This is a genomic window from Nostoc sp. CCY 9925, from assembly GCF_963920935.1.
Lineage (GTDB): Bacteria > Cyanobacteriota > Cyanobacteriia > Cyanobacteriales > Nostocaceae > Nostoc.
Genome location: NZ_CAWUDO010000120.1, coordinates 1 through 19,262 on the forward strand (window position 1 = coordinate 1; position 19,262 = coordinate 19,262).

Here is a 19,262-nt window from a genome sequence, read left to right on the forward strand (position 1 = left end):
TCAGAATGATTATCATTTTTGTTAACTGTATATTTTATTCTCTGGAAGTCCCTTAGCCTTTGCTTTGTGCCGTGATTGGGGAATTGCAACATTACACGTTCGCCCAACACGAAAGCAGGTTTTTTCAAAGTGTTGGGTTGGATTTGACCAGTGCCGATAATTTGATGTTTTGTCGTGTAGATGAAGTCATGTTTGACATCAATAACGTAATTCCAGCAATCGCCATACCACTGCACACCGCAGCAGTAGCCGAATGTTGTGTTGGTTTTGAGGTAAACTTTTTCGGACAAGTTGACTTCTACTGGTGGGATTTGATTGCCCCAAGGCGGCGAGAGATACCAGCATTTTTCTAAATCTGTGATTTGTTCTGTCATGCTTGTTCCTCTGAATTTTTGACGCATGGAACTGTCGCGGCATTGCAACTATGCCGCTTCAATTTTTAAGTTTTGTAATCAAAAACTAGTGATAATTACTCATCGCCTGCCATCCATGAGCGATAACTTCATTAAGCTTCACTAACGTACAACTTTATGCTGGATGGTCGTTTTTAGTTATTGATTACTCGGAGCATTTGATTAATATCTGACTCACGTTATTTATGTGCCAGCATGATAATTAGCTCACTTTATACAAATAGATGAACGAGCGATCGCTATCTTCAAGCGAAACGATCGCTTTTATATTCCTTGCTGTTACTACTTAATGTAGGCAAAAATTTCATCTTTGTCAATATGATGTAGTAAAAATATGAGTAAATAAATGAGTAAAGGAGTAGTGCTTGTGGACTTATCTTACATATCTCGGTTTGCTTGGGATGAAAAAATGGGCAAGCGTTTAAGAGAATTACGTGGCAAGATGAGTCGAGAAGAGTTAGCGACAAAAGCAGGATGTAGTAGGCAATTCATTCAAAATTTAGAATGGGGAAATACATCCAATAGACCAGAATCTATTGATAAAGAAGATGCTTTAGCAATCTGCAACGCAATAGGTATACCCATTTGGCAGTTATTCCCAGCACTGGTGTTAGATACAGAAAACCTACAAAGAATCTGCTCTATACTCTTGACTTTTGACAATACCATGTAGTAATTTTATAAATGTAAGGAGGAACAAGTACCAGCCTCTTAGTAAATAAAGCGGTGCTAAACATTCAGAACCATGAAATAGACAGTCAATCAACCGCCTGGAAGGGTAACTGAAGCACTGGTGAACCCAGAGAAGGTGATGGATACGGGAGGGGAGATTGATTGCATTGATGATGAATCGATGAATAAAAAATTGCAAAAGCAGTACGCTCAGTCGCTCTTAAGCAGGCCGACTGTCGCCCAATCAAGCATATATGCTGCTGTTGCAAGCCTCGGTCACTGACACAAGGCATTTTTTTAGAAAGGCTGCGCCAAATTTAGGTGAATACGTTGTGGGAATCCACAACGTTAGTTCGTAAAAACAAAGGCGATCGCTGAGGTCTGGAAAACACTGCGATCGCCTTTCCCTTTATCCAAGGAGTTCTATTATGACTTACGGAACACTAACACAGCAAGCCCTTCCTATTGACGAGCAATCCCTAGCACAAGAAGAACTAAATCAGCTTCTTGCAACCCAGTCTGAAACGGTCGCTCCAACCCAAGACCCGCTAACCCACCGCGATCGCCAAATCATTGCAACCATCATCAATAGCACCCCCGACCAAATCAGAACTATGTGGATTGAAGGCGGGATTACTGTATGGGTACAACTAAACGACGGGGGAAGACTGCCTTTTGATAGGAATTGGTTTGCCTCAAGAGTAGCCGAAGTTAAACGAACCATCGCTGAACCAGAAACACCGCGTCAGCGAAACGACCGATTATCTGACGAACTCGAAGAAGCTTGTCGTAAGTATGGGTTGTCGCATGGGGATATTGATTGGCTATCGTTCAGCATAAAAGTCTTTCAGAATGGTCATTTGGTTGGCTTCGTTGGATGCAATGCAGAGGGCTGGTATTCTCGACCACGACTGTATGGAAGGAACCAGATGGCTGATACTGCGGAGAAGGTAATTGGTTATCTGGGAGTGCGACCAGTAGCGGTAGCGTAGTTCAAGGGAAAAAGGCAGTGGCTTCTCTATGGCATCGCCCCAAATGACACGCTTGCAAAGACCTAACCTCGTCAAGACTCTTTGTTGGGAGTAGGGTATTGGGCGTAAGAAAAAATTAAGAAAATTAGAAACAAAGTATGAACATTCATAATCTTCCTCGTTACTACCCCCTACACCCCATACCCCACTTCAAAAGGCTTTGGTGGGTTTGGATCTATTTCATTATTTTCCTGAAATTGTTGAAGGAACATGAAAAATGGAACCGAACGAAATGCTCAGAACATTTAATATTTGCTATGCCCAGATTCAAGCAATCGCTCAAGATGCAAATTGGCTTGCACTAGCTAATCAGCAAGACGTTGAGCCAGAAATGAAAACGCACTTGGGGGATGTACTGCATTATCTGGGAGAAGCGATGGACTGTATCGAGCCGTTTATCGATGTCTTGACTAACCAGGAGGTGCAAAGTGAAACTTTATCTGACGAGTGCTTCTTCAAATCTTCCCCCTTGGGCAACAATCACATCACAAACCCCAGGTTTGATAGAGCTAGAAATTAACGACAACCACTCCGACTTTCAATCGCTTGTCAATGGATTAACTAGTGAGATTCAGCCGGGGGTTGTTGGGGTGAAGTCGGCTGATTTGTGTGAGGCTTTAGTCGATAGATGTGGGGCTGTTGGCTCGATTCCAGTAACAAATGTTTTTGTGCGAAGCGGAATTTAATTAATAATAATCTGTTTCAAAACTTTCAAGTTCAGATTGCTGTTGCACTATGTACTCTTTGATTTCAGCCACATTCAACCGTTTGACTAGAGATTGAGAATGAATTGGTTGCAAAAAACCATTCAAGCGGCAGGATGAATTATTTACCTTTCTATACACATAACGACTAGTCATCCCAGGAATTCGGAAATACTCTCCTGTGCGTAATTGGTGGAAAGTCATAACTGTGAGCAGAGTAACAACGCTCATTTATAACATATCTGAATTTTCAACCATGTCCAAATCGTACAAATAGTAAAACCAGAGCGATCGCTCTATGTGAATAGAAAGCGATCGCGTCTAATTTCGCTCTACAACTAGATTTTTTGAGCGGCTAGTTATGAATGACTGCTGAGGAATTCTACTTTCTAAATACACTTGAACCTCCGATGAAGTTAAGCGTCTAATCCTTGTATGTGAACGAATTTTTTGTAAAAAACCATTCTGGCTGCAATAAGAGGCATTTACCTTTCGATAAACTTTGGCTTTTGTCATTCCAGAAAAACAAAAAAACTCTCCTGTCTGTAACTGATAAAATGTCATAGTTATAGATGATTGTTAGAAAACTTTTATCTTTTGCGTCATATTTATGACAGGCTTTTCAGGTTGAAATTGTATAACAACTTCAACTTTATTTAAGAATTATTCTGCTTTTAAATTGCCTAAGTAGCTACTGTAGAAAGTTCACGTTTTTCGACTTATCGATGTCAAATAGTAATAGATAAAAATCTATGATTGCTATCAGCAGCTATTCCCCTTAATAGTGCATATAGTTTTTCTTCTCCTCGATACTGATTATAGCTATGATTTTTTTAGATGGGGCTGCTCAACTAACATCTTTCCAAAAGTTTTTTACAAACTTATTAAACTCAACAATCAGGAAATGTTATACAATTGCTCTTTAGTATTTCTTAAGAATCTATTCCTCGATTCACTTTGGGACAGGCAATATTTAAGGTCTGGTTATTGGAGTTGAATATTTGCTAAAAAAACACTTTATTAGCTCAAACTGTTGCTTATGGTTACCTATATTTGAGATTGCCTACTGGGACTTCTAGTTTCACTAAATATTTATTAGATGGAGATTTACATCTGTGCTAAAACAATAGTCCAGTTTATTTAACCTAATCAATCATGCTCAATCATTACTAAATTCTGATTTTTGATATGACCACCAAGCCACACGATCAGTTTGCAAAGGATTTTTTGGAGGAATTGTTGACTCCATTAGGAAGGGTAAAAGTTAACACTCAGGTACGGGATGAAGCAAGGTTTGTAGATGTACTTTTTACCCCAGAAATTCCTTCTCAAGACCCAAATTTGGGGTTACTGGGGAAAATTGCTTTAACTAACACCACTTTGTTTGAGCCGTTTAGTACCCAACCGACTCGAACAGATATCCGCAATTGTTTTCTCAAGTTATTTGCTGTCATCGCCGCATCACAACGCCAAGCGAAAAGACAGAGACGGAAATTGGCAGAAGAGAGCTTGCCGCAATTGTGGATTATATCACCCAGTGCTAATCAGGCTCTGTGGGTAGAGTTAGAGGTTAAACTAGATTTAGAAAATTGGCCAAGTGGAGTTTACTTCTTTCAAAAGTGCTTTAGAGGAGCGTTGATCGCAGTTAATGAGCTACCAATAACATCAGAAACATTATGGCTGAGGATTTTAGGTAGAGGAGAAACACAACGTCAAGCTGTCACTGAATTACTAGAACTGCCAGAAAGTAATTTGTTAAGACAGAATATTCTTAAACTAATTACTAACTGGCGCATTGTTTTGATTCAACAGCAAGACGAATTAACAGAAGATGACCGGGAGCTAATCATGAACTTGTCGCAAGCTTATCAACAGTGGGAAGAAACTACTAAGCAACAAGGTATCCAAGAGGGCGTACAACAAGGACAACGCCAAGTTGTAGAAAACCTGTTGAGATTTAGGTTTGGTTCTGTGGATGAAGAATTAGCGAGAGTAGTCGATAGTTTATTGCAGTTAACACCAGAAGAATTTACTCCACTATGTCTTGAATTATCTCGTGAAGATTTGCTAGCAAGATTTTATTCACATCAATAATCTGTAACTGTAAGAAAAAGCGCTTTTGTGAAATCAAGAGCGCTGTTTTATTTGCTCTGCGCTTGATACATCTGAGATTAACGGCTTCGCCAATGAGAGAGTGAAATGTATTGGATAAACAAATGACCTCTCAAGAAAATAATGCAGAATTACTTGCTGCTTTAATGCGCCAAGAAGAACTACTCAAGCAGTTAGTTGCAGCAATCAATAAGCCGAAATTGGGATTGCACTCTGAGGCTGGCAGTTGCAAAATCTACTGCAATCGCCACAACGGTTCACTGTGGTACACCCTCAGTAATGGTGAACCAAGTGCGATCGCCCAAACTGCCTTAACAGGATATCTGCGAGAAATCAAATTCGAGAAGTGTGAACGCAGAGGGAAAGAAGTTTACAAACTGTTGGCTACTATACTCGCTGACAGAACATACATCCTTGAGTCTGGTCATGATACTCACTTTGCAAAAGGGTTGTTAGCGGCGATCGCTCTACTGACACCACAACAGCTTTATTCTCCAGTTACAATTCAACCGCAGCCGGGGACAGACGAGAGCGTGTTGTTCTGTCGAGTGTGGATAGGAAGCGAGTTAGTTATGACTAACTATAATGAACAAACAGACTGGCGAGAAACCAGTAAACAGGCTCTAGCTGTAGTTAGGGCAGCAGCAGAAATGGTGTTTTAGATAGTTGTTAATTGGTTTGAGCAATTGTATCTCATTAGTTGCTCAAGCTTTGCAATAAATCTTGTAAATTCACTACTACCGATAAAAAGAATGACCACAGCAATCGTCCACCCAACTGTCGAAAACTTACAACAGTTTTCTGAGGAGTTCGACTTGTCCAAACTATTGAAATCTGATGGAGTCCTGCTTTGGCTTTTGGCTAACGGATGGGGCTATGACGATAGAACTTGTTTGATTGCAAGCATCATTGATGAATCTGTCAGTCTTGACGAAGTTTGGGACTCGGAAGAGTTTGATTTTAACGCTCTATCAGATGAGGAGAAAGAAAAATTAAATCAGATTTTTGAGCATTTCTATCTGTAAGAATTTTGCTACCGACAACACAATCAATTAATGCAAAGGTGATGAAAATGCAACCAACAATCAGTCTACCAATCGGCTACGGAAAACCAAAATTTAACGTAGGACAACGGACGCAGCAAGGTAAGATCATTGGTTTTGAAGTGCTGCCACTTGATAGTGCCTTAGCTGAAAGCTGTGGCAGTGGCTATCGATATCTAGTAATGAATTCTCGGTTTTCTGAGGACGTGAAATACCTCAAATCACATCAGATTACGCCGCTTTCACCAAAAGAAGTTGAAGCAGAAATCATGGAAGAAGTTGATTGGTATTTGACTCAGTTAGTGTTACTGCAAGAAGAGTTAAATGCCGATCTGAAGATTCAAACTCCATTTGGTAAAGTCAATCCAGCGATTTCAAAGCCTAAACGCACAAATAGTGCTGCATCTAGGTTATCTAAGCCAGTTAAAGAAAAAGTTGCTGCTTAATACAACATCAAAAACAATTCGCAATGGGCTAACGCCCCGCTCCGCTAACGCAATTCGCAATTCGCAATTGTAATTAATGAGAACTGAAACCCACCCCTATTAGAGACTACTAGATTTTTGATAGGTAAGGGTTTATGAGCATTAATTTGCAATTAAACAAATAAAAGATTCCTTGTATTTAATTGCGAATTGCGTTAGCGAAGCGGTAGCGAGGAACGAGCGTCATTGCGAATTGCGAATTGGTATGATGCTGCGCTTGGATTGGATGATTGGAAAAAATTGGGACGCAATAAATGAGTAAACTACAGCAACTTCAAGAGGCTTGGGATGCACTGATGGGGCTAGATAAAAGGCATTATGTAGCCACTGGATTTTATGCTTTGGGTGATGCTTATTTAATCAGTGGTAAAGACCCAGCACACAAAGGCAAGATTGTACTGATAGAACATCGTCAGAAAACGCAAATCAATCATTGGGATTGGACAATATCAAAATCCCAATGCTCTCAACAGCCGACAATTACGACCAATGGTGATGATGGACGGGGGAATTTGAAGCGCAAAGCGCAGTGTCTCAAAGTATTGAGCTAGAAAAGTATGTCGAAAAAACGTGTTCAATCAGCTTCTTCTTATTATCCCTGCTTACGCTATCTCCAGAGATGCGGTGGAAGAGCTAAGTTATCGCAACTGAATTTTAGTAGGGACGTAATTCAGAAATTGGTGGATAGCAACTTGGCTAAAGTTGCAAATACAGGTGCAGGTTTTTACTTGGAATTAGAGAAAAAGTCATGAAACTAGATCCTGTTTATGACCCAAAAACCCTAACCCAATCGAAAGTATACATGGTTGAGGGTACACGTTATAGATATGTGCGAATTGATGGTAGTGGTAAGAATATCAAGTATGTGTTTTCGCCCCTGCCAAACCAAAGGAAGACAAAAGAAATCAGCCTCAATGAGACACGATTATCTATCCGATGTCAGGAGGTTCAAGGGATGACTTACGAAGCGTCGAAGGAACAAACTGTTGTGCAGATGGGGTTGCTGTGATGTCGAAATATAAACCACGAGTTGTAAAACATCCTGTTAAAGTTACCAGGGGCGATTCCAAGAAGATAGTTTACCGAGTTATCCGAAATATCCAACAAATCAAAAATAGTCAAACTTTAGGAACAACCAGAATCAACAAACAAATCTACGAGGAAGTAAAGGCTAATTTACTCAAGGCATTTCCCACTTTAGCTGAGTTAGAAGATTGTTTGCAGGTGATTATCGGTCGTCCAGTCATTATCCCAGCACTATCGGAGCAGTTGAACCAGCAACAAGCTCTTTGTCTCAACCAAATCACCCAGTTCATCCAACAGTACGACCAAAACCTGGAGCAACGGCTTAAGGAAGCCGCGATCGCTGGTGGCGAACAACTCGCCGCGCAGTTGTTAGAAGAATTAGCTGACTGGGAACCTGGACGAAAGCCAGTCTTGTTTAAGAAGAAAATGCAAAAACATCTAATGAAGGTACAAGTGCTGTTGGCAAATGCCTCGCCTGAAGCTGGCGGTAGTTTGCAATCAATGATGGAGCATTTGAATTCAATTGTCGATGATCCAGCGATTGTAGACAAGAATTTGGGGGGTGTTGGGCGTAGTCAACTCCAAGAAAAGATGGAGCAAATACGGGTCAAGCTACTCGACGAGCAACGCAACTTGCAACAACTAGCGAGTTCTGACGTTGGGCTGACGGTTGCTACTGTTAGCGCCTTTAAGTTCCGTTAAAAAAGAGTGCAATGTAGTGAGTTTTGCTTACAAGCATTGCACAAAATCGAAAATTCTTAGGTGTTTTAAATATGTCACACTTTTCCACAGTTAGAACAAAACTCACATCCCTTGAATGTTTGGTACAAGCTTTGGAGGATCTCAAGCTTCAGCCTCAAGTCTATGAAACACCACAGGCACTTAAAGGTTATTACGGTGGTTCGCAGGGACAACGTGCAGAGATTATAGTCCCTGGCAATCGCTTCAATGCCCGTGCAGATATGGGTTTTAAGTGGACTGGTTCGGAGTACGAGATGATCCAGGACGAGTATGAAGTCATCAAGCAACTTGGGGGCAAATTCTACTCAAATCAACTAATGCCAGCTTACGGACGGCGGATGGTGCTGGCGAAAGCTGCCGAATTACAAGAACGGTTTGGCGAATGCACTATTAGCGAAGAAGGGACAGGGCAAGTGCAAACCCTACGTTTAACCTTTGCCGGACATCAGGAAATATCGCAATTCGCACGGAGGTAATTTATGGAACGCGCAATTTTGATACATTTTGACCAACTCACGGGTGAAGTGCGAGTGGAAGCACAAGGCTTTGAAGGGTTGAGTTGTCTAGAAGCCACCCAGCCCTTTGAGGAAGCTTTGGGGATTGTGAGCGATCGCACTTTTAAAGACGAAGCTCAAACCCAACAAATCAGAACCACGAACAACCATCAAACAAGACTGCACCAGTAAAGAAAAGCGGGGGAATTTAGTTCCCCCAACTTTTATGGATTTAACCCCAGAATACCCGTTTATCCACATTTACCCGCAACAAAAAGCCCATCAGCCTGCGATCGTCAAAGCTAATACTGAAGGTTTGTGCGTGCTGCTTAATGCCATCGTCAATGCGCTCGCTTACCCAGACAATAACGGCGTAGCAGAAGTATTTGACGGCGATGCCGAATGTTATCAAGTGCTTGTCCAACATATAAGCACCCATGAAGAATTATCACCATTACTGTATCAACATGAACCTAAATAACTTATTCAGCACCTTGGATTCTCAAATCCCCATAGTTGCACTTGAAGTTTTGTCACCTGAAGAAGCGACAATCATTCAGTGGCTTACCTCTCAAGCACAAGAGAAACTTGAATGCCCGACCTACTTCTGGAATTTAGGAGTCTCCACCTTGGAACAGTGCCAGATTGCCTCGGATGGTGGATTGGTCTTTAAGCCCGTGCCAGAGTACAAGCGACCGCTGCAAGTAGACCCGTTAATCTACATTTTCCAGTATATTGAAAGCTTCACAGGCAATGGCGTATTTATCCTGGGTGATGTGCATCCTTTCATTGCGAAAAATTCTCCGCAGTTGTCTTGGGAAATCCTGACACGGGTGAAAAACCTCTACCATAGGTTAAAACCCACAGACAAACGGATTATCTTCCTGGGTCAAAACATTCAACTGCACGAATCTTTGGTAAGGCTAATCCCGTTTGCTGAAGTGCCACTACCCACTGTCGAGCAGATTCAAGAACATCTTGATTCATATTTGCAGTATTTGGGTGAATCGGCTCTAGAACAGCAAGTTAAGTTCACAATCTCCTTGACGACTGCTCAGAGAGAATCTTTAGCTCGTGCTGCACTAGGCTTGACCCTCGAAGAAATCAGCGACTTCTTACGGCTAAGTGTCAAAGAGCGTTTGAATCCGAATGGGATTACTATTGATGCGACTGTTACACCATTAGCTGTGCAGTACAAAACCCGGCTGCTCTCACAAATGGGCATTGAGCTTGGAAAACCTGCAATCATCCCCTTTGGCGGCTTGGATTTATTGCGTGAGTGGCTTAATCGTCGTCGGCGTCTGTTTACGCAAGAGGCGCGTGCGCTGCGTCTACCTCAACCCAAAGGTGTGCTGCTGGCGGGGCCGCCCGGAGTTGGGAAAAGTCTGTTGGCAAAGAATATTGCTAATATTCTCAATTTACCATTGCTTCAACTCGACATTTCATCAATGCTAGGTTCTCTGGTTGGTGAATCAGAGGGGAATATTCGACGTGCTTTGAAAACTGCTAAAGCGATCGCACCGTGCATCCTTTGGATTGACGAAATAGACAAGGCACTCTCTGGTCAAAATGACACGAGCGGAGTCTCACAGCGAGTTATCGGAATTATCCTCACGTTCATGAGCGAATGCCAGTCAGGTGTGTTCGTTGTAGCGACGTGCAATGACCCGACAGCACTACCAACGGAGCTAAAGCGAAAAGGCAGATTTGATGAAAATTTCTTCGTAGACCTACCAACCGTTCCTGAACGAGTGCAAATCCTCAGCATCCATCTGCAACGCTTTGGCATTACTGTTGAAGACGAGTATTTAGAGGCGATCGCTGCTAACACCGCAAAATTTTCCGGGGCAGAACTTGAAACGCTGGCTGGTGAAGCTGCTCTGTTGGCATTTGATGAAGGCAGACCTCAGCAGGTATCGCTTGGCGATCTGGAGGCAATTCGGCAAACGATTACACCACTGGCTGTGCAGGATGCTGCGGCAGTTGAGCGGATGAGAGATTGGGCGAAGACGGCAAGGGCGGCTTCTAGTGCGATCGCTGATAAACAAACGAAATCACTGAGGACTGCTCGATTTCGGAATTTGAACTGATGAAGAGGAAACTGAACAATAACGTATTTACCAGTAATTGTTTGCTTGGCAAATAATTACTGGTAATTTTCTTCAAAATAAAAATCATGGAAACATATTTAGTTTATGCTGACGCTGTAAACAACAGCAACAAATTCTGGTCAGCGAAAGTTGAGGGCAACAACTTAATAGTCCAGTGGGGACGAGTGGGTTACAAATCCCAAACCAAAACCCACAATTTCAACAATCCCCAACAAGCCATCAGCAAGTATAATAATTTGGTTTTTGATAAGAAATCTAAGGGATATCAAGAGACTCGTCCTCAAGTTGATTCTTGCAGCATTGGAGATATCAGAAGGGCGTTGCAAATCTTAAATACTCTGCGTCCTTATGTAGCCACCAAAAACTTTAATCCTGGCTACATTGAATCACTGAATAATTATTTGAAACTCGTGCCAACGCCACTGGGAATGCAGATTGATCCGCGCACTGTTTACCGAACAGTTGAAGATGTAGACCACCAGATTCGACTGCTAAACTCACTGCTGCCTACTGAACAATTGCAGCAGTCAATAGATGATTCTAGCGAGAAAGTTGTTAGTCTGAAGTCAATCAGCAAGAATTTCTGGCGAGTGGTTTAGCGTAATTTGCAGTATAGAAGGAGTAAAACTATGGCAAAAATAATTGTTAGCTCTTGGGAATCAGAGGGGTATGGACATAATTCTCATAATGATGAACAAATACATCCTCAATACCTAAAAATTCGAGAAATATGTGAACAATTAGGAATTGATATCCCAGAAATGAACACACAAATTACATCTCTTTACACAAGAACAGAGATTATTGCGGATGAGGTGGTATTAGATTATGTAGAACCAATTTACCGTAGTGATGCAGATGGATTTTCCCCGTATCAATTAGATCCAAGCGATTACATCAATGTAGAATAAATAATTATATTCCTCAGTTATTTATTTGGCTGGGGAGTATAGTTAAAAGTTTTCAATAACAGCTACGCTGAATCTCTAGAAGTTTTAAAATAGTAGTTTTATGGAAATCAAAACAATCTCTGTCACCTATCAAAGAAAATTCAATTTAGGCGATTATAAGTCGGTAGAGATAGGCTGTTCACTCTGGAGACAAATTGACCCATAAGAAGATGCACAAGGGGCTAGAGAATTTTTGTTTAAACAAGCCAAAGTTTCTGCCCTTGATTAAAACTTCGGCTTATCAAATGGGTAAGTATAAGCAACAACACTCAAGTATTAACAATCAAAATAATTTAGAGAACTGAAGAATGAAAACGCATTTGGGCGATGTGCTGCATTACTTGGGTGAAGTGGTGGTTGTCTTGGGCCTTTTGTGGAAGTTAGGATAACGAGCGAGGAAGTATCTTAAGTTACTCTTGAGTTTGCTGCTGTTCTAATTGTTGCACTTGTTCCACTGATAAGCCAGTTAACTTAGCAATTAAGTCAACACTCATACCCTCAATCAGCATATTGATAGCAATTTGACGGGCTTTTTCATCGCCGCCTTCGGTCTTGATTGATTGATAAACTACTGACTCACGCATGGTATTCCTTTGATTGAAACAAAAGTATATTGCTTATTCGGATTGCTCAACGTCTGTCATAACCAAACTTTGCACCTGTTCGATTGTCAATCCAGTGACTTTAGCCACCATTTCGACGGGCATATTTTCTTTTAGAAGGTTAACAGCAACACGGCGAACACCTAATTCAATCCCTTCTTCTTTACCTTCGCTCAGAATTGATTGATAAATGACTGACTCTCGCATAATGTCTTTCCTAAATAAACGCCCAATCACTTCTTGATCTAATACTAACCCAGCTAAGATTGCAGCAGCAGCAGAAATATTGCTCTGTGTCCGTCTTTCACTAATTTTATCAACAGCCACCGCCACAAGTTGTAGTGTACTAGCCTTATTCTCAGTCGCGCTTAATACAGCAAAGGGCAACAGCCCTGGAGTTCTTAGAAATATTTCTGATGGTTGTTCCCACAAACGAATTACATCAAACTCATGCCTCATTTTTCCTGTTGTAAATGTGAGTTGATACACTTTCTCCGACGTGGTTTTATCCAAGTAAATCACAAATTGATATATTTGTTTATTGGGAAAACGACGATATATCCGCAAGTAGTAATCAGCCATACGAAATGGCATATTTTCATCAGGCTCGGTTTGAAACTCTATGTGGAGAACAACTTCATCTGATTGCAACATGATTAAAGCATCGGCCCGAATTGGTTCTATTGATAGTTCTGTCGGGCTTAACTTAGTTAAAGTGATGGGTTTACCTAACAACCAAGTTGCAAAATCAGGAGAATACAATTCAGCAATTAATTTACAAGTATTATCGAACATCATTCATTATTTAGTTAAGTTTTATGGCAGACTTTAATTACTTGAAATCAGTTATAATAATCAATTATAAACGATTATTCTTGATAATTTTAAGAATTCATTTAGTAGAGAATAGCTTCGCTGAAAACCATTAAAAAATTGAATAAATTTGTATGGAAATCAAAACAATCTCCGTAACTTACCACAGAAAATTTAATCTTGGTGACTTTGAATCGGTAGAACTAGGCTGCTCATTATGGGGTCAAATCGAGCCAGAAGAAGATGCAGAAGGCGCAACACAGTTTCTTTTTGAGCAAGCGAAAGCGTCTGTAAAAGAAGCAGCAATGCCGTTAATTAAGGCATCTAGTCATCAAATGAATAAAGCTCGAATGTACAAACAATCTGCACAAAACAATACTACTGATAAAGGATAAAATTTCTAATGAACACTGAAATTAAACTAGGCTTAGGTAATCCACCACTACCCGTTTACTTGTACGTTAAGAAGTTAGAAATCAACGGTCAAGTTTATGGTTGGTATAACTTTGATGTTGCTCTCGATAAACAAACTCCTATACCCCAGAGAGCATTAACCGGTTATATTAGCGAAATACAACTGACAGATAAAGATTACAAAGGCAAAGACAACCTGAAACTAGATATATTCATCTTGGCAGATGAACTTTATGTCGTTAGAAGCGGGATAGAGACTAACTTTACTAAGTCTTTCTTACTCGCCGCATCAGTTGTCGAGGATTTCTCTAGACCTGTGACAATTGTTGCTAATCCTGGAGAGGAAAATGTTGTGTTCTGCGCCTTGTATGATGCTTTAGCCAAAACTAAAATTCGTAGAGATTGGGATGCCAACGCTGACTGGGCAGGACTAATACAGCAGATTCAGTCAAAATTATCCACCAGTCCTAAATATAATTTGGATGAGGATGAAAATGATAATGCTGTTCTACAAACACCCTCTCCAAGTAAACCAAAACCTGCTGCGGTTCATTCACAAGACTTGAGAATTAAACAAGTCCGCACATTGACAAATTATCCAGTGGACTTAATTAAAGAGTGGCTGCAATTTCAGAATGTGTCATTCCCTAGCGAACTTCCTGTATCTGTGGTCGATAAACTAGTGAGAGACATTTGCCTAGCTTGGGCAGCAGACAAGATTGACCCCAATCACAGCGCCAGTTCATATCAGCAGCAGGTGTTGGGTGCAGTTGCGAATGGCACACCTGAGATAGAAGCCATCCGGCAATGGATGAATTATGTTGCGGGGCTGAAAACTCCAGCAGCTATTCGATAGAAATCAAAAGCAGCCCGCGTTGGCTGCTATATTTTTTCAACTATGAGAAAAAAATGCCAAGAATTAACTTAAACAAAGTAATTGAATTACTTCAACAAAATTCGCTTACACAAGGAACACTTGAATTCAAAGATGATGACTGGCGCAATTGGAGAATAGAGTTAAACGTTGAATATTTTCCAGCAGATGATAGCATTCCAGAAGCAGAACTAACTGAAGATGATTATGAGGAAGTACCTCGCTGTGATCTCCAGTGTGTAGATAATTGTTATCTCCAGTTCACGAGTTTTGGAAGTGACTACAAAGAAGCTTTATTGGATTGTTTAGAACGAGCAGAATTAATCAAAAACTAACCATGAACGCTGAAGACTTTGAATCAGATTTTGTAGATTTTTACGTTGATTTTGGGTATCGTGCAGACGGGATATTGCCCGATGGTATAAACCCTGCCTCTCATCTTGAATCAGAGGCGGGGTTAGACAGTCTTGCTGCAATGCGTAACACTAGAATCATCCAAAACCTAAGAGCGGTAACATCTAATTCAATCAACAGTTGGTTCGCTTTCTTGCAGCCACTGTAAAATAGTCAAAGCTAACTTCCAAGACTTTTTTCTATCCCAACTAGGCAAATGATTTAGTATTCGTCCAGTCAGCAATTCTGGCTCATCTAATTTTCTATTACGAGCAGCTATTCCATCCTTAATTAGTTGGCCTAGTGTGGCTGCTTGATTACCGCGATAATCAGGCTGCCGTTTAATTTCATCAATAATCCACTCAGGGACAGTAATGGTTTTAAATCCTGGTTTCGGCATATCTAATAAAGAAATAGTTTTCTGATAGTACGGCACTTTACGTTATAGATGCAAATTTTAGTACGGTATAGTATGGTAAAAGAAGGTAGAACAAAAATACTTATTTAGTAAATGTGAGAAACAATCATACCAATTCAAAATTCAAAATTCAAAATTCAAAATGAAGGAATCCTTACTTAACAAGGGTTTCTGGATTTGGATCTGTTTCAAATTTTTAGTGAATTGGAATCACAGGCAGTAATGGCAAGACACATTAATTAGGGAGGTAAAAAAAATGGCCAAGTCTCCCCAGAATAAATTGCAACAGATAGCACACGAAATGGTAAAGGCTGCTGGCTATACAGTCGAATTTGGGGAATATGAATTTGTTTCAACAGCGACAAGATTAATAGAGCCGTTAATTCATAAGTGGTATGAAGGTACAGGTTATACGCCACCGACAACTAAAACTATTTCTTGTTGGCTATATAAAAAACAAGTGCCTGAATGGGTAGTCATACTATTAATTAGAGAGATGGAGAACGTCAAAAATTTTTCTCCAAAGTACTCCAAATTGCAAAATTACTCCAAATAAAACAATTGCTCAATTTAGCAAAATCCTATTGAACCGCTTGAAGCGGTTTTTTAGTATTGAAAAACAAGGTCAATCACAGTTAATCCACCCTGTGTTTATACAGAATATGACATCAAATTCATACGGAAATTAACACAGATATTGACCATGTTTTTTATACGTTAACTACTTATTGACTTACTATTGATGAACCCAGCGTGGAGAGAAGAACTTTTTCATCAAAAAACCACATCTTCTGGGTTAAACCCCCTGGTTTTACCCATGACCAATGCCAAAATGCGGCGAATTCTCGACATCTGTTATCGCACATGGGAGCGCTGGGCAGAGGTAGCCGAAAGCATTCCTCAGTATAAATTAGCACGAATTCAAATGCAGAGGATGGCTCAAGAAAAAAGACTCAGAGCGCCCTTAATCCGTCCTTATCAAGTATGGGTGCTAGGCAGAATTGGCGAAGTGTTTGGAGATTTAGACCAAGGCACAACCAAGATTGAAATAGCTCGGTCAATTGTAGAAGCCAATAAGTCTGAGTACACCATTAAAGAATTTGAAGCCGAACAAATCAGATTCACACAAAGCTTAACTGGAGAATTACAAAATGTCTGAGACTCAAGATAAATTTAGCCGTGCAGAATTGTTTGAATTGCTAAGTGGAAATTACTCTTCTGAGAAAATTATTGCTGGTTTACAGGAATTAGCCAAGGAAGATCCAAGCATCAATCCTGATGGTCTCCAATTCGATGTTGAGGTTAGCGATCGCTTGGACAAGTTGTTCAATCTAGCGCAAACCACCCTCGACAAATCGAAGCTGTTAGGAGATGGAAGTAGTTTGACGAATATACAAACGGCTGCTATGGAAAGTGTGAGCGAACAGTTGAGAATTGAAGGAGTGAGTCAAGAAACGTTTAAAGCATTCCTTGACATTGTTGCAGGTAAGGTTGTAGCCCAAGCGTTCGCTGTTCATCAGTTTGAACAAGAGCTATTCGATGAGATCAAAAGTGAGCTTGATCTTGAAAGCTTGCACCAACGGACGCAAAATGGGTTCGAGGAAATAGCTTTTATTTATCAATTAGCCAAAAATCCTGAAATTAGGCAACAAATTACTAAAGACTACGGGTTAAAGACTGGGATAGAAATCAAACAAGAAGTTCAAAACCTAACCGAAACTGCTACCCCTGGTTTTGACCCCAAAGCATTTTTGCAAGAACTAGGAGTACCAACACCAGAAAAAAAGTCGAAACCACCAACGACAATCAAGGACTTGAAAAATTTGACACGCTCTTTATTGAGCAAAAAACTCCCCTATTCAATCTGATAGAGCGTTTTTTCATCTCAAATTTATTGGGGTTCTCAATTATTTTTTTACTAGTTTGCATTGGGTTGTCTGTGTACATTCGGCTAACTCACCCAACGTCAGCCCAAACAGATATAAACAAAATTCAATTGCAACAATAAAACATTCATTGCTGTTTTTCTCTGGAGGTAATCATGAATCTAGAACGGGAGATATTAAATATTATCGGCTTTGAAACTCCACAACTAGAGCTGGAACAGACGACCATTCAAGTGGAAGAAGTTGTTGAGGATGAGCCGATTGCAGATACCATCGATAATTTTGGCAAAATTTTAGAGCTATACGAACCTACTTCAAGCTAATTCTAGCGATGAAATACCAAAAGCAAGCACTGTTGGGGTTATTGGGCATGGGGTTAATCATTAGTCCTTGGTTATCGCAACTGCCAGCCCAATTCAAAACTTATAACAGTGGCATCACCATCAGAGAATCAGAAGAACTAGAACGCATTAAAGCCGAGCAAAGAGCAGCGACCGCCGACAAAATTAACTCTCTTGGAGTTATGCCCTCTTTCAAGAAGTTGCGAATCAACGATTATTTGGACTCTAAAAGATTTAACCCCAGACCCAACACTACAGGGTATCTCGAAGATGAAACAGTTTTTGTCTATGACTCAACGGGTAAATGTGTTGGACGAATTGAAGCACGTGAATGGAAATGGAAATATAGATTCAGAAATGCTTGTAAGAATTCGCCGCAGTATGAAAATCCTAGTAATTGATTTCCCAATTTGTACATTAAACAGTGTAATAAGCCATCAAATATTTCCACTAATTCCAGTTCCCGAATGTTTGTTTTTCAATCTAATCGCTCTAGTGATAGAGCAAAAAATCCTTCAACTTATTCAGGATTTTGACGACTATGAAATATCTCACTCCAAAGAGTGCTAATTCAGAACCTAAAGCGGAACCAGCACCACAGAATCAACCAAAAAAGATCCAGAGCGACTACCTAGAATTATTTGCTCGATGGATTGTCACGTTGGTTTCACTGCCATTCATCTTTATTTCGCATATTGTTGCTCAATTCGTTACTCCTGGCACGTCTGGTTATAAGCTTGTTGGTGCAATTGGTTTTTGGATTGGCACACTGCTTTCTACTGATAGTATTTGGCAGGTTTTATTTCAAGGAAAACCCCTTTTGCCCTGGTTTGAAACCGAATGGGTAGGTTGGATTGGTTGGTTACAATTGCCATTTAATGCCTTATTTTGGATTAGTTTTGGTATCTCTGCGCTCGTTCAAGTGATGGAAGCTCGCACATTGCGGGGCAAAGATCCAACTACTGCCAAAAATGAGTTTGAGGAGTCAAAACAATACACCCTTGGCAGCAAACCTAGTGGAAATATTGACCTAACAGTTGCTCTGTGGGGTGATTATAAGAGGGCTGGTATGAAAGAGCGTTACACGGGTGGAGCGATCGCATTATTTTTCTGGTTGATAGATGTCACTACCACATTTGCAGGTAGGTGGCCTTTTAGATACACAAACCCATTATCAATCATTGCCTGTTTTGCTTACAACATCGTTTCGATGATGGCAGGCGAGATTGGTTACAGCATTTGGAAATTGACTAAGTAAGCACTAGTTCTTGGCAAGAATTCTTTAAGAGTTGATTCGTAAAGAAAATCTTAAGGGTACTCAACTCATTACTAGGTCTGAGTTTCAGCGAACAAGTGCTGTATTGAGTTAAATTCCTGAAACCCTTATTGAACAAGTACTTTACTTGAGTTTACAAATTAGCTCTAACTTCTCCCATACCTTAATTATTCATCCAAAAACTTAGATTTGTAACAAGAGGCGAAAAATGGAGCAAATACCAATACTTGGAACACAAGAAACGGCACAGCTACGTGGCGATTATCCTAGTATTGAGTATTTGGAAGCTGGTAATATCGGCTCTTGGCTGCAAGAAAGACAAGACCAGCTGTTAATCCGTGCTAGAGATGAACGTAATGGCATGAATCTCGCTAAGTTCATCACCCTGGCCACATCTGCGGTTGGGGCAGGGGAGCAACGCGATTTTGTGAGGTCGGGTAAAAAAGTGCGATCGCTAAAACTT

General features: G+C 40.5%; 31 protein-coding genes and 2 pseudogenes. 28 read left to right on the forward strand and 5 right to left on the reverse strand.

Features of this window, described 5'->3' with window-relative positions; all coding sequences use genetic code 11:
* Positions 1-374, reverse strand: a 374-nt coding sequence (locus ACM0OY_RS34335; protein WP_414573236.1) for a DUF1392 family protein, incomplete at its 3' end; no start/stop codon positions are given.
* A gap of 385 nt (positions 375-759) precedes the next feature.
* Between ACM0OY_RS34335 and ACM0OY_RS34340 the strand changes: the two genes are divergently transcribed.
* From ACM0OY_RS34340 to ACM0OY_RS34350, 3 genes are all read left to right on the forward strand, one after another.
* The gene (locus ACM0OY_RS34340) at positions 760-1,086 is read left to right on the forward strand and encodes a helix-turn-helix transcriptional regulator (RefSeq protein WP_414573237.1); all 327 of its coding nucleotides are present in this window, start codon (positions 760-762) and stop codon (positions 1,084-1,086) included.
* A 427-nt stretch (positions 1,087-1,513) separates the two neighbouring features.
* Positions 1,514-2,077, forward strand: coding sequence for a hypothetical protein (locus tag ACM0OY_RS34345; RefSeq protein ID WP_414573238.1), 564 nt, complete (start codon positions 1,514-1,516; stop codon positions 2,075-2,077).
* Positions 2,078-2,333: 256 nt separating this feature from the next.
* A complete protein-coding gene (locus ACM0OY_RS34350) occupies positions 2,334-2,636 on the forward strand; it encodes a hypothetical protein (protein ID WP_414573239.1) in 303 nt (100 codons plus the stop codon).
* Positions 2,637-2,802: 166 nt separating this feature from the next.
* On the opposite strand, the gene ACM0OY_RS34355 is transcribed toward ACM0OY_RS34350, so the two are convergent.
* Complete coding sequence (locus tag ACM0OY_RS34355; protein ID WP_414573240.1) at positions 2,803-3,051, reverse strand: hypothetical protein; 249 nt, start codon at positions 3,049-3,051, stop codon at positions 2,803-2,805.
* A gap of 957 nt (positions 3,052-4,008) precedes the next feature.
* Here ACM0OY_RS34355 and ACM0OY_RS34360 point away from each other — a divergent pair.
* From ACM0OY_RS34360 to ACM0OY_RS34425, 14 genes and pseudogenes are all read left to right on the forward strand, one after another.
* On the forward strand, positions 4,009-4,914 hold the full coding sequence (locus ACM0OY_RS34360) for a hypothetical protein (RefSeq protein WP_414573241.1): 906 nt from the start codon (positions 4,009-4,011) through the stop codon (positions 4,912-4,914).
* Between the two features lie 122 nt (positions 4,915-5,036).
* A complete protein-coding gene (locus ACM0OY_RS34365; protein ID WP_414573242.1) occupies positions 5,037-5,594 on the forward strand; it encodes a hypothetical protein in 558 nt (185 codons plus the stop codon).
* Between the two features lie 90 nt (positions 5,595-5,684).
* Positions 5,685-5,957, forward strand: a complete 273-nt coding sequence (locus ACM0OY_RS34370) for a hypothetical protein (RefSeq protein ID WP_414573243.1) — start codon at positions 5,685-5,687, stop codon at positions 5,955-5,957.
* A 47-nt stretch (positions 5,958-6,004) separates the two neighbouring features.
* A complete protein-coding gene (locus tag ACM0OY_RS34375; protein ID WP_414573244.1) occupies positions 6,005-6,421 on the forward strand; it encodes a hypothetical protein in 417 nt (138 codons plus the stop codon).
* Positions 6,422-6,714: 293 nt separating this feature from the next.
* On the forward strand, positions 6,715-7,011 hold the full coding sequence (locus ACM0OY_RS34380) for a hypothetical protein (protein WP_414573245.1): 297 nt from the start codon (positions 6,715-6,717) through the stop codon (positions 7,009-7,011).
* Between the two features lie 6 nt (positions 7,012-7,017).
* Complete coding sequence (locus tag ACM0OY_RS34385; RefSeq protein WP_414573246.1) at positions 7,018-7,212, forward strand: hypothetical protein; 195 nt, start codon at positions 7,018-7,020, stop codon at positions 7,210-7,212.
* Positions 7,209-7,469 carry a hypothetical protein gene (locus ACM0OY_RS34390; RefSeq protein ID WP_414573247.1) on the forward strand — a complete coding sequence of 87 codons (261 nt, stop codon included), beginning with the start codon at positions 7,209-7,211 and terminating at the stop codon, positions 7,467-7,469. The genes ACM0OY_RS34385 and ACM0OY_RS34390 overlap by 4 nt, the downstream gene beginning before the upstream one ends.
* A gap of 146 nt (positions 7,470-7,615) precedes the next feature.
* Positions 7,616-8,188, forward strand: a pseudogene (locus ACM0OY_RS34395) (hypothetical protein); the annotation flags it as partial.
* A gap of 71 nt (positions 8,189-8,259) precedes the next feature.
* Complete coding sequence (locus ACM0OY_RS34400) at positions 8,260-8,703, forward strand: DUF1257 domain-containing protein (RefSeq protein ID WP_414573248.1); 444 nt, start codon at positions 8,260-8,262, stop codon at positions 8,701-8,703.
* 3 nt (positions 8,704-8,706) lie between these two features.
* Positions 8,707-8,913 (forward strand): DUF2997 domain-containing protein, encoded by a 207-nt coding sequence (locus ACM0OY_RS34405; protein ID WP_414573249.1) that lies wholly within the window; start codon positions 8,707-8,709, stop codon positions 8,911-8,913.
* 34 nt (positions 8,914-8,947) lie between these two features.
* The gene (locus ACM0OY_RS34410) at positions 8,948-9,202 is read left to right on the forward strand and encodes a hypothetical protein (protein WP_414573250.1); all 255 of its coding nucleotides are present in this window, start codon (positions 8,948-8,950) and stop codon (positions 9,200-9,202) included.
* Positions 9,189-10,811 carry an AAA family ATPase gene (locus ACM0OY_RS34415; RefSeq protein WP_414573251.1) on the forward strand — a complete coding sequence of 541 codons (1,623 nt, stop codon included), beginning with the start codon at positions 9,189-9,191 and terminating at the stop codon, positions 10,809-10,811. The genes ACM0OY_RS34410 and ACM0OY_RS34415 overlap by 14 nt, the downstream gene beginning before the upstream one ends.
* A gap of 86 nt (positions 10,812-10,897) precedes the next feature.
* Complete coding sequence (locus ACM0OY_RS34420; protein WP_414573252.1) at positions 10,898-11,431, forward strand: WGR domain-containing protein; 534 nt, start codon at positions 10,898-10,900, stop codon at positions 11,429-11,431.
* 30 nt (positions 11,432-11,461) lie between these two features.
* Complete coding sequence (locus ACM0OY_RS34425) at positions 11,462-11,743, forward strand: hypothetical protein (protein ID WP_414573253.1); 282 nt, start codon at positions 11,462-11,464, stop codon at positions 11,741-11,743.
* A gap of 449 nt (positions 11,744-12,192) precedes the next feature.
* On the opposite strand, the gene ACM0OY_RS34430 is transcribed toward ACM0OY_RS34425, so the two are convergent.
* Together ACM0OY_RS34430 and ACM0OY_RS34435 are read right to left on the reverse strand one after the other, a co-directional pair.
* Complete coding sequence (locus ACM0OY_RS34430) at positions 12,193-12,366, reverse strand: hypothetical protein (RefSeq protein WP_185564668.1); 174 nt, start codon at positions 12,364-12,366, stop codon at positions 12,193-12,195.
* 33 nt (positions 12,367-12,399) lie between these two features.
* Positions 12,400-13,179 carry an Rpn family recombination-promoting nuclease/putative transposase gene (locus tag ACM0OY_RS34435; protein WP_414573265.1) on the reverse strand — a complete coding sequence of 260 codons (780 nt, stop codon included), beginning with the start codon at positions 13,177-13,179 and terminating at the stop codon, positions 12,400-12,402.
* Between the two features lie 152 nt (positions 13,180-13,331).
* Here ACM0OY_RS34435 and ACM0OY_RS34440 point away from each other — a divergent pair, with 152 nt between their 5' ends.
* The 4 genes from ACM0OY_RS34440 to ACM0OY_RS34455 are packed head-to-tail and all read left to right on the forward strand — an operon-like array spanning position 13,332 to position 15,047.
* Positions 13,332-13,592: a hypothetical protein gene (locus tag ACM0OY_RS34440; protein ID WP_414573254.1), complete on the forward strand. Its 261-nt coding sequence runs from the start codon at positions 13,332-13,334 to the stop codon at positions 13,590-13,592.
* 8 nt (positions 13,593-13,600) lie between these two features.
* A complete protein-coding gene (locus ACM0OY_RS34445) occupies positions 13,601-14,467 on the forward strand; it encodes a hypothetical protein (protein WP_414573255.1) in 867 nt (288 codons plus the stop codon).
* A 53-nt stretch (positions 14,468-14,520) separates the two neighbouring features.
* On the forward strand, positions 14,521-14,820 hold the full coding sequence (locus ACM0OY_RS34450; protein WP_414573256.1) for a hypothetical protein: 300 nt from the start codon (positions 14,521-14,523) through the stop codon (positions 14,818-14,820).
* 2 nt (positions 14,821-14,822) lie between these two features.
* A complete protein-coding gene (locus ACM0OY_RS34455; protein ID WP_414573257.1) occupies positions 14,823-15,047 on the forward strand; it encodes a hypothetical protein in 225 nt (74 codons plus the stop codon).
* Here ACM0OY_RS34455 and ACM0OY_RS34460 read toward each other — a convergent pair.
* Positions 15,009-15,314: a hypothetical protein gene (locus tag ACM0OY_RS34460; RefSeq protein ID WP_414573258.1), complete on the reverse strand. Its 306-nt coding sequence runs from the start codon at positions 15,312-15,314 to the stop codon at positions 15,009-15,011. The two genes, ACM0OY_RS34455 and ACM0OY_RS34460, sit on opposite strands and share 39 nt — an antisense overlap.
* Before the next feature lie 238 nt (positions 15,315-15,552).
* On the opposite strand from ACM0OY_RS34460, the gene ACM0OY_RS34465 reads away from it, so the two are divergent.
* The 7 genes and pseudogenes from ACM0OY_RS34465 to ACM0OY_RS34495 all read left to right on the forward strand — a co-directional run.
* Positions 15,553-15,852 carry a hypothetical protein gene (locus tag ACM0OY_RS34465; RefSeq protein WP_414573259.1) on the forward strand — a complete coding sequence of 100 codons (300 nt, stop codon included), beginning with the start codon at positions 15,553-15,555 and terminating at the stop codon, positions 15,850-15,852.
* A 186-nt stretch (positions 15,853-16,038) separates the two neighbouring features.
* The gene (locus ACM0OY_RS34470) at positions 16,039-16,455 is read left to right on the forward strand and encodes a hypothetical protein (protein WP_414573260.1); all 417 of its coding nucleotides are present in this window, start codon (positions 16,039-16,041) and stop codon (positions 16,453-16,455) included.
* Complete coding sequence (locus ACM0OY_RS34475) at positions 16,448-17,164, forward strand: hypothetical protein (RefSeq protein WP_414573261.1); 717 nt, start codon at positions 16,448-16,450, stop codon at positions 17,162-17,164. Before ACM0OY_RS34470 ends, ACM0OY_RS34475 begins: the two co-directional genes overlap by 8 nt.
* A 173-nt stretch (positions 17,165-17,337) precedes the next feature.
* Positions 17,338-17,505, forward strand: coding sequence for a hypothetical protein (locus ACM0OY_RS34480; RefSeq protein WP_414573262.1), 168 nt, complete (start codon positions 17,338-17,340; stop codon positions 17,503-17,505).
* Positions 17,506-17,513: 8 nt separating this feature from the next.
* A complete protein-coding gene (locus tag ACM0OY_RS34485) occupies positions 17,514-17,924 on the forward strand; it encodes a hypothetical protein (RefSeq protein WP_414573263.1) in 411 nt (136 codons plus the stop codon).
* 140 nt (positions 17,925-18,064) lie between these two features.
* On the forward strand, positions 18,065-18,781 hold the full coding sequence (locus ACM0OY_RS34490) for a hypothetical protein (RefSeq protein WP_414573264.1): 717 nt from the start codon (positions 18,065-18,067) through the stop codon (positions 18,779-18,781).
* A 226-nt stretch (positions 18,782-19,007) separates the two neighbouring features.
* Positions 19,008-19,262: pseudogene (locus ACM0OY_RS34495) on the forward strand (hypothetical protein); the annotation flags it as partial.

What these genes read in the sequence shown, in the direction of transcription:
- ACM0OY_RS34410 (WP_414573250.1), top strand. Translation starts at nt 8,948, where the DNA reads ATGGATTTAACCCCAGAATACCCGTTTATCCACATTTACCCGCAACAA.
- ACM0OY_RS34455 (WP_414573257.1), top strand. Translation starts at nt 14,823, where the DNA reads ATGAACGCTGAAGACTTTGAATCAGATTTTGTAGATTTTTACGTTGAT.
- ACM0OY_RS34445 (WP_414573255.1), top strand. Translation starts at nt 13,601, where the DNA reads ATGAACACTGAAATTAAACTAGGCTTAGGTAATCCACCACTACCCGTT.
- ACM0OY_RS34340 (WP_414573237.1), top strand. Translation starts at nt 760, where the DNA reads ATGAGTAAAGGAGTAGTGCTTGTGGACTTATCTTACATATCTCGGTTT.
- ACM0OY_RS34400 (WP_414573248.1), top strand. Translation starts at nt 8,260, where the DNA reads ATGTCACACTTTTCCACAGTTAGAACAAAACTCACATCCCTTGAATGT.
- ACM0OY_RS34390 (WP_414573247.1), top strand. Translation starts at nt 7,209, where the DNA reads ATGAAACTAGATCCTGTTTATGACCCAAAAACCCTAACCCAATCGAAA.
- ACM0OY_RS34360 (WP_414573241.1), top strand. Translation starts at nt 4,009, where the DNA reads ATGACCACCAAGCCACACGATCAGTTTGCAAAGGATTTTTTGGAGGAA.
- ACM0OY_RS34355 (WP_414573240.1), bottom strand. Translation starts at nt 3,051, where the DNA reads ATGAGCGTTGTTACTCTGCTCACAGTTATGACTTTCCACCAATTACGC.
- ACM0OY_RS34435 (WP_414573265.1), bottom strand. Translation starts at nt 13,179, where the DNA reads ATGTTCGATAATACTTGTAAATTAATTGCTGAATTGTATTCTCCTGAT.
- ACM0OY_RS34365 (WP_414573242.1), top strand. Translation starts at nt 5,037, where the DNA reads ATGACCTCTCAAGAAAATAATGCAGAATTACTTGCTGCTTTAATGCGC.
- ACM0OY_RS34475 (WP_414573261.1), top strand. Translation starts at nt 16,448, where the DNA reads ATGTCTGAGACTCAAGATAAATTTAGCCGTGCAGAATTGTTTGAATTG.
- ACM0OY_RS34485 (WP_414573263.1), top strand. Translation starts at nt 17,514, where the DNA reads ATGAAATACCAAAAGCAAGCACTGTTGGGGTTATTGGGCATGGGGTTA.
- ACM0OY_RS34385 (WP_414573246.1), top strand. Translation starts at nt 7,018, where the DNA reads ATGTCGAAAAAACGTGTTCAATCAGCTTCTTCTTATTATCCCTGCTTA.
- ACM0OY_RS34375 (WP_414573244.1), top strand. Translation starts at nt 6,005, where the DNA reads ATGCAACCAACAATCAGTCTACCAATCGGCTACGGAAAACCAAAATTT.
- ACM0OY_RS34480 (WP_414573262.1), top strand. Translation starts at nt 17,338, where the DNA reads ATGAATCTAGAACGGGAGATATTAAATATTATCGGCTTTGAAACTCCA.
- ACM0OY_RS34405 (WP_414573249.1), top strand. Translation starts at nt 8,707, where the DNA reads ATGGAACGCGCAATTTTGATACATTTTGACCAACTCACGGGTGAAGTG.
- ACM0OY_RS34440 (WP_414573254.1), top strand. Translation starts at nt 13,332, where the DNA reads ATGGAAATCAAAACAATCTCCGTAACTTACCACAGAAAATTTAATCTT.
- ACM0OY_RS34450 (WP_414573256.1), top strand. Translation starts at nt 14,521, where the DNA reads ATGCCAAGAATTAACTTAAACAAAGTAATTGAATTACTTCAACAAAAT.
- ACM0OY_RS34350 (WP_414573239.1), top strand. Translation starts at nt 2,334, where the DNA reads ATGGAACCGAACGAAATGCTCAGAACATTTAATATTTGCTATGCCCAG.
- ACM0OY_RS34345 (WP_414573238.1), top strand. Translation starts at nt 1,514, where the DNA reads ATGACTTACGGAACACTAACACAGCAAGCCCTTCCTATTGACGAGCAA.
- ACM0OY_RS34380 (WP_414573245.1), top strand. Translation starts at nt 6,715, where the DNA reads ATGAGTAAACTACAGCAACTTCAAGAGGCTTGGGATGCACTGATGGGG.
- ACM0OY_RS34490 (WP_414573264.1), top strand. Translation starts at nt 18,065, where the DNA reads ATGAAATATCTCACTCCAAAGAGTGCTAATTCAGAACCTAAAGCGGAA.
- ACM0OY_RS34420 (WP_414573252.1), top strand. Translation starts at nt 10,898, where the DNA reads ATGGAAACATATTTAGTTTATGCTGACGCTGTAAACAACAGCAACAAA.
- ACM0OY_RS34430 (WP_185564668.1), bottom strand. Translation starts at nt 12,366, where the DNA reads ATGCGTGAGTCAGTAGTTTATCAATCAATCAAGACCGAAGGCGGCGAT.
- ACM0OY_RS34470 (WP_414573260.1), top strand. Translation starts at nt 16,039, where the DNA reads ATGAACCCAGCGTGGAGAGAAGAACTTTTTCATCAAAAAACCACATCT.
- ACM0OY_RS34370 (WP_414573243.1), top strand. Translation starts at nt 5,685, where the DNA reads ATGACCACAGCAATCGTCCACCCAACTGTCGAAAACTTACAACAGTTT.
- ACM0OY_RS34465 (WP_414573259.1), top strand. Translation starts at nt 15,553, where the DNA reads ATGGCCAAGTCTCCCCAGAATAAATTGCAACAGATAGCACACGAAATG.
- ACM0OY_RS34425 (WP_414573253.1), top strand. Translation starts at nt 11,462, where the DNA reads ATGGCAAAAATAATTGTTAGCTCTTGGGAATCAGAGGGGTATGGACAT.
- ACM0OY_RS34415 (WP_414573251.1), top strand. Translation starts at nt 9,189, where the DNA reads ATGAACCTAAATAACTTATTCAGCACCTTGGATTCTCAAATCCCCATA.